The organism is Staphylococcus sp. GDY8P126P (assembly GCF_017891965.1).
GTDB lineage: Bacteria > Bacillota > Bacilli > Staphylococcales > Staphylococcaceae > Staphylococcus > Staphylococcus saprophyticus.
Genome location: NZ_JAESKG010000027.1, coordinates 1 through 10775, shown reverse-complemented (window position 1 = coordinate 10775; position 10775 = coordinate 1). Strand labels below are relative to the sequence as shown.

The window sequence follows — 10775 nt, the reverse complement described above, 5'->3', positions numbered from 1 at the left end:
TTTACTTTGCAACAGAACCATGCCTTCTATAAAAGGCAAAGATGATAATTTCTCTGTTACTATTTGAATAACATTACCTACCATATAAACATCCTCCTTTATTCGTTAGATATTTTTATTTCTTCTCCATCTGGTAAAATAAATGCCTGCACAAACTTGACACCTAGCACATCAGCAATGGCCTTCAACTCATCCAAGGTTACTGTTTCTCGTTGTAATTTTTTATTGAAATTCTGTGGAGTCTGGCCAATACGTCTAGCAAGTTCGGAAACACTTATATTCATTTGCTCACACAGTTCTTTAATCATTTCTGCCGTAGTCATACAGCACCTCCAAGTTTACGCTAAGAATATTGTAAACCATTTGATTGATAAACACAATAGTTATTAAAATATTATTATAATCAGCAAGCAAAAGAAAACCCACAACTCTACTGTAGAGTCATGGGCTATTTACTTTGGGTTTTTATATTTCCATTTCGATGCCAGATTTGAAGACTATGACGAAGTGGTCTTCATACACTGTAACGCTCTGGATTATCTTCCTTACAAGCTTATCATCATATTCTAAGGTGCGGAATTTGTTTTTGCGGATAAATTCAGGCTCTATAATTTATAGAACTGATGAATCATTTTTTGATTCATCAGTTCTATTTTAGTTTATTTAAGTAGAAAAGCATGTCGTCTATCTAGTAAAATTAAAGTACCAACCAAAATCTTAAATAGAAAGGACGACATGTCATGACTAATCATATCAAAAAAATGTTGCGAATTAAAGAAAGATTTAAATTTAACTTGTGTTGAAGAAGGAAAATACAAAGGTGTGAACACATTAATTATCACTGGTACCTACTCACCTAAGCTTACGGCCTGTAAGTATTGTCAGTCTCATGCGAACGATGCAGATGAAAAGAAAACCATTGTAAAAAATGGGAAAAAAGAAGTGACAATTCGTTTGGAATCATATCAAAATATTCCAACTATTTTAAAGCTAAAAAAACAACGATATTTTTGTAAAAACTGCCATCAACATTGGACAACTCAATGTTCTATCGTTGAAGAAAATTGTTTTATTAGTCGATTCATGACATTTAGAATACTAGAATTATTAACTCAAAAAATATCAATGACCGTTATCGCTAAGATATGTCATGTATCACTCACAACCGTTATAAGGGTCCTTAAATCTGTTGAAAAACATTTACCTGAAACGCTTAAACCACGCTCTTTTCCAAAAGTTCTAATGGTTGATGAATTCAGATCTCATGCCACCTATGAAGATAAAATGAGTTTTATTTGTGCCAATGGTGAAACCGGTGAACTGGTTGATGTTCTTCCTAGTCGTAGACTTGATAAACTAATGAATTACTTCAATCGTTCTCCCAAGGAGAAACGAGAACAGGTAAAATTTCTAGTGACAGATATGAATGCGGCTTATTTTCAGTTAACTAAAAAAATCTTTCCTTGTGCAGCTTTAGTCATTGATAGGTTTCATATCGTTAAACACTTAAACCAAGCTTTTAATGACTTTAGAGTCAGGGAAATGAAAGCATTAATAAAGAATCACCAGCGTTCTGAAGCCAATAAGCTAAAAGTAAATTGGAAATACCTATTAAAGAATCAAATGACTGTTTCTAGTTCAGAATATAAAAATTGGAGAAGCTTTCCTTCACCTAAGTTTCCCCCTCTAACAGAATCAATGATGATTGATCGTCTTTTATCATTTTCTACAGACTTAAAAGAAGCCTATGGCGTGTTTCAATTATTAACCTATCACTTTAGAAATAAAGATCCAGACTCATTTTTTGATTTATTAAAGAACTTACCGACTACCTTAGATCCACTATTTAAACAGAAGATTGAAAATCTGATTAATTATGAAGAAGGGATTCGTAATGCTTAACGTATAAGTATTCTAACGGAAAAATAGAAGCTAAAAATACTCATATTAAGATATTAAAAAGAGTATCTTATGGCTTCAAATCTTTTAGTAATATGAAGATAAGAATTTTTATGATAAACGACCTTGTCACAATTGAATAACTAAAAAAAGATGATGAATTTGAGAAAATTCTCAAATTCATCATCTTCAATATTTGTCTCATCAGTCCGATTTGACAAAGAGCCCGTTTTTTTATGTTTTCCTTACTTACTTAAAACAGTCACACATTCAATATGGATTGAGAGGACAGAATGAATGTCATTTGTGTATGTCCGTTCTCGGAAACATATCCACGACACTTTTTGCACTATCGGTAGACGGGAACATATCCATAGGCTTCGCTGTTTTTTGAAAAACTGAGGTATGCTGTTAATTTTCAGTACCCAATACTGTGAATAACGTTACTCTCCTATTCACTAATGTAATTCAACAATCTTTCTAAAATGTCATGTGTAACTTTTAAGTTGTATTGTTCAATAAGGTGACTTTGCAAATCCATAACTAATAGCAAAGAATTTTTATAGGCTTCAAATAATTCTACCTTATCTAATCGAGCAGTGGTCTTTGCAAATTTTTTATAATTTTCAAGGCTAATTTCTTTTTCAAGGTTTTTACTCATGTTTAGCCAATTATCAGCATTTTTTTCTGCCATACGTATAAGTTGTAGTGTATTTTTTTGAAGTTGTGATAAGAGTTCTAATGAACGAGCATATTCTCCTCTTTTTAGAACGTTGATTCCCATCAACCATAGATTAGAGAAATTACACAACAAAAAATTAGCATTTTCTTCAGTAAGTCTATTTGGTCTTGCACCACTTATCTCTGATAAATAATTTTCTAATTGCCCTGTTTCATCGTAAATAAGCATAGCCTTCGTATCAGGAATATAACCTGAATCTTTAAACGAGGGGATTATGTTCATATCTTTTTCAGAAAGGAAATGAAATTCCCCACGTATAAGATTATCAAAAATAACTACCTCTGTTCCGTACTCATTTTTATAAAGCATCAAGTACGGAGCTACGTCAAACAACCAGTTGGATGAATCAAAGTTCGAGGTTATACTATCTTTCAAAAATATATAGAACTCTATATCAGAGTATTGGTCACCTTCTCCTTTGGTAAACGATCCATACATCATACAAGCTGTAATTCGTTCATCTGACTCAGTAAGATTCTTAACGTTTGCAATTAATTCTTTTTGTTTTAACATTTCTTCACCCTTTCATGTAAATATCTTTTAGTTATTGTGGCAACTCAAAATCTCTACAAACCTAAATTAATATTTTTCGTACAAATGTTATTGCAAAAAGCATCATCATGCTCCACAAACAATAGTGTAGGACAATATTCCAAAATCATTTTTTCAATTTGGATACGTGAAAAAATATCAATATAGTTCAATGGCTCATCCCATATATACAAATGTGCACTTTCACAAAGGCTTTTAGCAATTAGTACTTTCTTTTTCTGACCAGCACTAAAATCCACCATGTTCTTATCAAACTGCTCTCTATTAAAATCCAGTTTACGAAGAATCGTTTTAAATAGAGTTTCATCGATCTTATTATTATAGGCAAATTCAGATAGATTACCTTTTAAATATGAAGTATCTTGCGAAATATAAGAAATTTTTAGTCCACTTGCTAGCATAAAATTTCCGGTAAATTTAATATCATCTCCATTAATCAATTTTAGGATACTAGACTTACCACTCCCATTTTTTCCGATAATGGCAACTCTATCACCAATATTGACTCTGAAATTAAGATTACTGCATACTTCTTTATCTCCATAAGACAATGATAAATCATTCGCTTCTATTAAGCACTCTTTGTGAAATTCAAGTGGTGAAATTTTTAAGTCATCATATTGTTCAATGTTGTGGAGCAGTTCTGATTTTTGTAAAACGGCTTCCTGATGTCTTGACTCAATATTTTTGGCACGTTTCATCGCTTTTGCAGCCTTATGTCCAACATAACCCTTATCCAGTTTTGAACCAGAATTTGTTGTTCCATATTTACTTTTTTCTACTTTATTTGACCAGTTTGAACTACGTTTTGCTGCATAAGACAACCTTCCTATTTCTTTAAGGAGTTTCTTGTTTTCTGCCAGTTCAAAATTATCTTGTAACGTTTTGTTCTCCCACCAAGAAGTAAAATTTCCCTTTTGGATTTCGATATTCGTTTTATTGATAGATAGTATATGGTCAACACATTGATCAAGTAAGCTTCTATCATGAGATACCAAAATAAACCCCTTCTTGCGTTTCAAATAGTTTTGCACTACATTACGTGCATCGATGTCAAGATGGTTTGTAGGTTCATCAATAAGCAGGAAACAACTCGCTGTAAGGAATAAAGCTGCAAGAAGGACCTTCGTTTGCTCACCATTTGACAATGTATTAAACGGACGATATAAAGCATCTTCTTGAACATCAAGCAATGATATTTCACGAAAAATCTCCCAATCCATACATTCCGTACAAATACTCTTCATTACTTCAATTGTATATAGACTCTTATCTTCCACATCATAAGGAAAATACTCAAACTTAACTGTAGAACTTATATTGCCGGAATACGCATATTTGCCAAGCAGTAAATTTAAGAAAGTAGTTTTACCGCGTCCGTTTCTTCCAATAAAACCGAGTTTCCAATCTGTATCTATCTGAAAACTTACATTTTCAAAAATATTGTCATAACTTCCTTCATATGAAAAAGTTAGATTTGAAACATTTATTAAGGACATATATTTCTTCCTCCTTTACATTATAAAAATTTTATAAGCAAAGTCGGTTTTCGGCATTAATTACTCTATAATGTTATCCAACTCTGCAAGGATTTTGTCATGAATGACATAGTATCATTGTCTATCACGTTTATCTTCCTTTCTTTTACAAATATTAAAAGCCGCAAGAAAGTAAATTCTTACGGCTCAAAAACAAATACTATTATTACCTTTTGTTATACATAACATAAGGTTACTGTAATGTATTATTGAGTGTAGAATACTTAACTTTCTTGCAATTTGCATAACAAAACAAACGGTTCTATAGCCGTTTCTTTAAATATCTTATTATGCATCATATAATTAGCAAGAAAAGTTATACATTCTTCCACCTCCAAGTCGTTTTATTATATCATATTATCTTTAAAAATCCAATATAATTCTTCTGTTCTCTTTCTAAAGATTACCCTTCTACATCAATCTCGACTCCTGATTTGAATTCAACGGCGAACTTATCATGAAATACCGTAACTTTTTCTATAAGCCTCCTTACTAACTGCTCATCATATTCCTCTAACTCACAGGATTGTTCATTAAAGAAATCAGTCATTTCAGCGATTCGTTGCCTTTTTCCTTCACGCTCTGCATTTTCAACAAGTGCATTTTGCTTCAATTCTCGAAGGTGGTAGATTTCATCAGCCACATCTTCATAGTCATTCTTGGATTTTGCTTGGATAAGAAGCTGTTGTTGTAATTCTTCCAATTTGCTATCAATATCATTGGTGGCATTATCATTTTCTTCATTAAGTATAGTAGCTATGTTTTTCTGCAACGCCTGGAGGAAGGGTTCTTTGTTAGCCAAAAGTTCGTTAATAGCCTTGACCACTGCTGTCTGCAATGTTTCCTCGTTTATGGTAGGGGCAGTACATTCAGATCCTTTTTCCTCCAAACGGCTGACGCATCTCCAAACAATAGACTTGTAACCTCGGTTATTCCAGTGTACCCGGCGGTAAATATCACCGCACTGGCGAGCAAACTGCAACTGCAACTATGCAGGCACTTAATCTTAAAAGAACTACTTTCTATAAACTGGTGAAGGAAGTGATTGTATGATGACGATGTGTCCACGATGTTTAGAGCTATACAGTGAAATTTGGTCGAAGCCTTGTTGTAAATGCGCCGATAAGACCATTCCTGTTGATATTGAACTCATCAATGTCGTTCAGATGCTGCTCACTAGAGGCTTCGATGTATCTTATGCCACTTGTTACCCAGATAAAGAACAAGGTGAGATCGAAGCTATGGAAATTGAGATTCACTTTAGGGAATTGTATCCGCAGGCTCTCTTTGATGGTCTCCCACCTGACTGGATTGTAATTGACGAATACCCAGTTCTTGGCGGTAAGGTTCTTGATGAACCTGTTGATATCCTTACATGTGCAATCGAATATCGATTTGAAGAGAGCATCCATATTCAAAAGGATATCGCTATAAGCAATCTGGAAACATGGCTCGAAGAGAAAGACCCGCAATCTTGTAGGGCTATCCTTACATTGGCCGGCTTCTGAAAAAGTAAGACCCTCTCAACAGTAATGATCTGCTGAAAGGGTACTTTACTTTAATCTATGACCTTGAAGTGCCTTAATGCGTCTTTAATAGCTTCTACTTTATATTCTGGTGCTGGTTTATATGGGCGTTTTAGTTCTTCAACTGCGTTTGGTGCGTCGTACATCGGCAGGCCTAAGTTTCTTTTGACCTCTGCAATGTTTGCAGTGTGAACTTTGAAGCCGTACTTTTCTTCGATATACTCCTGAATAAGCCTGTAGGTGATACGATCTGGCTGGATTTTTCGGTCGTCTGCGTACTCCATTTTTACACTGATAAAATCGTCTGCACTTTTGTGGGACAATAAAACACACGTCTCAACGTGGCTCTAGTTGATGGCATTGATGTCTTAAGCTGATTTTTAACCCTTTCGTTCGCGGGAACGTATCAACGGTATTTTGATTATTTTTTAAGAAACTGATATATGGGGGAACATATCGAAGCAATCAATAATGCACATTAACAACTAGTCTTTGTTATATTTAAACTATTCGAAAAGGTAATTGGATATTAAGGGAAGACTCTATAGACTTTTTCATATGATTAACGAGTTCAGCCACCTCAGATTCCATTCCTTCCCACTTGTCAACACACTCTCCTAAATAAGCCTCTCTCGCTTTGTTGAGTAAAGTAGCATGCTCATCGGGTAATTGAGGTATCGCCCATTCAGCTGCCAGATCTTTTGAGCGAATTTCACCAGTAGATGCTGTCAGCCACATTCTGGCTAAAGTTAAAATCACATTGCGTTCGTCACCGTTAATGCTAGCTATCAACCCGGGCAACGATTCTTTAATTGCTTTTCGAATATCTGTCATTGGCACAGGCTCAATTACTTCTGTTGCCTTTGGTCCCAAAAGGTTAATACTATTTTTTCTTAGTTGTGCTAAAAGTATTGCTAAATCCGGATCATAAGTCGACTCAGGAATTTCTCCCTTTTCAAACTGCTCTCTTAGCCACTCGCCATACATAAATTCATATTTGGGGGGGAAATGCCAAGGGACAATATCCTTTTGATTTATGACCGTAACTTCAAGAGGCCTCATATCTTTTATGTTTCCTATTTTCCCAGATATAAGCATTAACCTATTTGTAAGATTCCTTCGAGTTTTTTCAGATAAACTTTGATTTGTTATTACCAAAATATCTACATCGCTATTCATACGTAAACCACCCATTACTGCCGAACCATACAAATACACCCCAATTAACATATTATCAAGTAGTTCCGCTATAGTTTTTAATGCTTGAATTGCTTCTTTCGGAATTTTTTTGTTACTTAAATCTATACTCAACTTCGATCTCCTTTCGTCTGAAAACTGTTTTTTAACGCCTCTTAAAATTTATAAAAAAAGAGTAAACATCTTTCGTTGTATTGTAAATTAACGCCATCCAAAATTTTGATTCAAGATTTTCTTTCGGTTTATTATATGTTTGAGCCAATATAAGCTACAAAACTGCTGTCTATCCATTTTTGAGTAACCTCATTTATATCAATCCCAATAGTAGCCAACCCAATAATGCTGCAATCCAATTTCTCTAACAAAGCTATTAAAGCCTTCATTTGAGAACCTGTCTCTATCCAATCATCTACAATCAAAACTCTTTTGTTCCTCACAATAGAACTCTTAGATATTTCAAAGCTTTTATCTTGACCTGAATAGTCGGTAAAATGTGTCGAAATAATCTCTTCTTTTGCGTATGGCAGCTTATCACCTTTTCTTACTCCAATAAACCCCACTCCAAGTTCTTTGGCTATGGCAGTGCCTAGTATCCATCCAATTGCTTCTGGGGCAGCCACATAATCTACTTTATTTTGAAAATCCAATGATAGTACTTTTACAATTTTATCAAAAACGGTTTTATGTGTAAAAATAGTTAGTAAATCATATTTTCCAATTGAGTTACGAGGTAATATACCTCTAATTTCATTTATAACATCAGTACTTTCCATACATTTACACCCCTTGCTTATGGTTAATAATCTTTGCTAATCTTTAAAAATAGTCATTTTCAACATATTTTTTATACATGTCCTCGGTATATCTTGTTATGTTCTTACCATACTCTGGATAATCAAACCCCAGTAGTTCTGCTACCTCTTTGGACACTTCCCTGAACAATTGGTGGCATATAAATAATGACTTCCAAATATTTTCATAGGAATCCATGCGATATGTAGATAATAATCTATTCCATAGATCTTCATCAATGTATTTGTTAATATACTTATAATTTTTCCCAACACTTAATGAAAATTCTGTCTTTATCCCAACCTTCCACGACATCATCCTAAGTAGTTCAAACCGTAGAATCTGGTTCAGATGATCGATTGCAAACAGTATCTCTTTGCGGCACAATCCTTTAATAACATAAGGTGTTACATTCCAAAATTCATTGCAGCAATCATCATACTCCCTTGCGCTTGGCTTTCTTACATGATAATCTATATCAGTCGGAACTATGTCCCTTTTAATTCTACAATCTTTATCAATTAGAACCTTTATTAATTTATCGCCCTTTAGGTAATTATCTAACTCTTCCAAGGGCAATAAGGTAAGATCAATTTTATTGTAATCATCAAATAGCATAAGATAGGAAAATCCCTTTTCTTCAGGTGGGAATAATTCCATATCCTCCGGCTTTTGCATCATTATTATATTCCCAAATTGATTAAGCCAGTCATCATTAGATATAAACGGTTCTATATCACTTACAAAATATGTAATATCATAATCCTGAAATTCATCTTTAGGTATATTAATATTTGCGCGTGACCCCTCAAGGGTCACAATTCGAATACGTTCATCCTGTTCTGCTAAAGAAAGTACTAAATCCATCATTTCTTTTTCTGATCTCATTTACATACTCCTCGTTTATTTTTTCTATATTATTACATCTTCTTTTTTGCCGATACAATCAGCATCATTGGGCGTCGCATTTCATCCGCCATCCCCGGAATATCCATCATGTTCTCTGGCGGCTGTGGCTCCACAATCTGATTTATTATAAAACTATTTGAAAGCAGTGTATTTAGATATGTGGTCAGTGTTCTATGATATTTTGTAACCTTTTCTTCCAAAAACATAGCTGTCCGTTTGCCCTCATAATAATAATTGTCCACCGGGAAATGCAGTATTTCTCCTTTTTCGTTATAATACCAGTCTTGTGTTCCATGAGCAGTAAAAACAGGATGTTCAACTGTAAAAACTAAATTGCCACCAGCCTTCAGCATCCTATATATCTTTTTTATTAAATTCTCATAGTCTGCTACATAATGAAACGCAAGCGAACTTAGTATTACATCAAAGCTCTCCTCTGGGAAATCCACATCTTCTATGGCACAGCATTCATATTCAATCTGTGGAAAATGGGTTTTTCCTTTTGCTACTTCGAGCATTTTATGAGAAATATCAACACCTACTACAGAGGAAGCACCGTTTTCCATCGCATATATACAGTGCCATCCATAGCCGCATCCTAAATCAAGCACACGCTTACCCTTAAAATCAGGTAGCATCTTTTTCAAAGTCTCCCATTCTCCCGCACCAGCCAGTCCTTTCTGCGAGCGACTCATTTGACTGTATTTTTGAAAAAATATATTATCATCATATTTGTTTTCTTTCATCTGAACTCTCCTCGTTTAAAAAGTTATTTATCTCCGATACAATTTCATTCACTTCTTTATAAAGTTTCTCGGTCATATCGTAGCATTCAAAAAGTGAGATACCGAGTACTTCAAAAATATGATTTACCTTCTCGGTATATTTTTCAGGTTTATGTTCAAAAGTTTCAAGCAGTTTTATAGCTTTCTTTTCGTTGATACAATAAGCATTATTACATGCAAATAGTACTTGATTTAAGCATGAAATAATACGAAAAACATGGCCTGCAATATAATATTTATCCTCTACCCCCGCATTTGCTTTTACAAACATTAAAGAGAATTCAGCTTCAAATATAAAAAAGTTCATCAAGCTTTTCTTTAGAGCAGTAGGGTAAATTTCTGCCTGCTTTTTTAATTCGCATAAGCTTTCGTTCTTAGCATATAGTATTTTACTAATCGCTAATTCTCCACGATACATTGCACTTATATAACCATGGGGATGCCCGGTCTGATAATTGGCAGTAACAATTCCTTGCTCCGTATCTTTGATTATTTGTTCTACCCGTTTTATATCACGTAAAATCAAGTCAACATGATACCCATTTATAAATAACCATCCGCCGCCATTAATCCAATCACCCCACGCTCCGGGAGGCACAACAAGGTTGTTTCTATTTTTATCATCCAATTCTGTAGCAATTTGATTAATCGCTGTCAGGTCAAATGAGTCTGAATTGTAATAGATTCCGATATCTATATCAGAATTTTCTGTATGGGTGCCTCTTGCACGTGAGCCCCCTAATACGATGCCTTCGGTTCTGTTGCAAAGTTGAATTTATAGTATAATTTTAACAAAAAGGAGTCTTCTGTATGGACTATTTCAGATATAAACAAT

Annotated in this window: 11 protein-coding genes and 1 pseudogene; 2 read left to right on the top strand and 10 right to left on the bottom strand. The window is 34.2% G+C overall.

Annotation, left to right across the window (positions count from 1 at the left end):
* Nucleotides 1-98: 98 nt before the first annotated feature.
* Nucleotides 99-323, bottom strand: a complete 225-nt coding sequence (locus KA893_RS13590; RefSeq protein ID WP_000205227.1) for a helix-turn-helix domain-containing protein — start codon at nt 321-323, stop codon at nt 99-101.
* Between the two features lie 417 nt (nt 324-740).
* Between KA893_RS13590 and KA893_RS13580 the strand changes: the two are divergent.
* Nucleotides 741-2042, top strand: a pseudogene (locus tag KA893_RS13580) (ISL3 family transposase).
* A 308-nt stretch (nt 2043-2350) separates the two neighbouring features.
* On the opposite strand, the gene lnu(B) reads toward KA893_RS13580, so the two are convergent.
* The 3 genes from lnu(B) to KA893_RS13565 all read right to left on the bottom strand — a co-directional run bounded on the left by lnu(B) (nt 2351) and on the right by KA893_RS13565 (nt 5713).
* Complete coding sequence (gene lnu(B) / locus KA893_RS13575; protein WP_002294514.1) at nt 2351-3154, bottom strand: lincosamide nucleotidyltransferase Lnu(B); 804 nt, start codon at nt 3152-3154, stop codon at nt 2351-2353.
* Nucleotides 3155-3207: 53 nt separating this feature from the next.
* Nucleotides 3208-4692 (bottom strand): ABC-F type ribosomal protection protein Lsa(E), encoded by a 1485-nt coding sequence (gene lsa(E) / locus KA893_RS13570; RefSeq protein WP_002294513.1) that lies wholly within the window; start codon nt 4690-4692, stop codon nt 3208-3210.
* A gap of 442 nt (nt 4693-5134) precedes the next feature.
* Nucleotides 5135-5713, bottom strand: a complete 579-nt coding sequence (locus KA893_RS13565) for a recombinase zinc beta ribbon domain-containing protein (protein WP_088186203.1) — start codon at nt 5711-5713, stop codon at nt 5135-5137.
* A 67-nt stretch (nt 5714-5780) separates the two neighbouring features.
* Between KA893_RS13565 and KA893_RS13560 the strand changes: the two genes are divergently transcribed.
* On the top strand, nt 5781-6239 hold the full coding sequence (locus tag KA893_RS13560; RefSeq protein ID WP_002325145.1) for a hypothetical protein: 459 nt from the start codon (nt 5781-5783) through the stop codon (nt 6237-6239).
* Nucleotides 6240-6289: 50 nt separating this feature from the next.
* On the opposite strand, the gene KA893_RS13555 is transcribed toward KA893_RS13560, so the two are convergent.
* The 6 genes from KA893_RS13555 to KA893_RS13530 form a co-directional block, all read right to left on the bottom strand.
* The gene (locus KA893_RS13555; protein ID WP_002294510.1) at nt 6290-6541 is read right to left on the bottom strand and encodes a hypothetical protein; all 252 of its coding nucleotides are present in this window, start codon (nt 6539-6541) and stop codon (nt 6290-6292) included.
* Nucleotides 6542-6758: 217 nt separating this feature from the next.
* Nucleotides 6759-7568, bottom strand: coding sequence for an ANT(9) family aminoglycoside nucleotidyltransferase Spw (locus KA893_RS13550; protein WP_002294509.1), 810 nt, complete (start codon nt 7566-7568; stop codon nt 6759-6761).
* 131 nt (nt 7569-7699) lie between these two features.
* Nucleotides 7700-8227, bottom strand: coding sequence for a phosphoribosyltransferase family protein (locus KA893_RS13545; RefSeq protein WP_002294507.1), 528 nt, complete (start codon nt 8225-8227; stop codon nt 7700-7702).
* A 43-nt stretch (nt 8228-8270) separates the two neighbouring features.
* A complete protein-coding gene (locus tag KA893_RS13540) occupies nt 8271-9134 on the bottom strand; it encodes an aminoglycoside nucleotidyltransferase ANT(6)-Ia (RefSeq protein WP_002294505.1) in 864 nt (287 codons plus the stop codon).
* A 32-nt stretch (nt 9135-9166) separates the two neighbouring features.
* On the bottom strand, nt 9167-9901 hold the full coding sequence (locus KA893_RS13535; protein ID WP_000662263.1) for a class I SAM-dependent methyltransferase: 735 nt from the start codon (nt 9899-9901) through the stop codon (nt 9167-9169).
* The gene (locus KA893_RS13530) at nt 9882-10688 is read right to left on the bottom strand and encodes a nucleotidyltransferase domain-containing protein (protein ID WP_225417023.1); all 807 of its coding nucleotides are present in this window, start codon (nt 10686-10688) and stop codon (nt 9882-9884) included. The genes KA893_RS13535 and KA893_RS13530 overlap by 20 nt, the downstream gene beginning before the upstream one ends.
* Between the last annotated feature and the right edge of the window lie 87 nt (nt 10689-10775).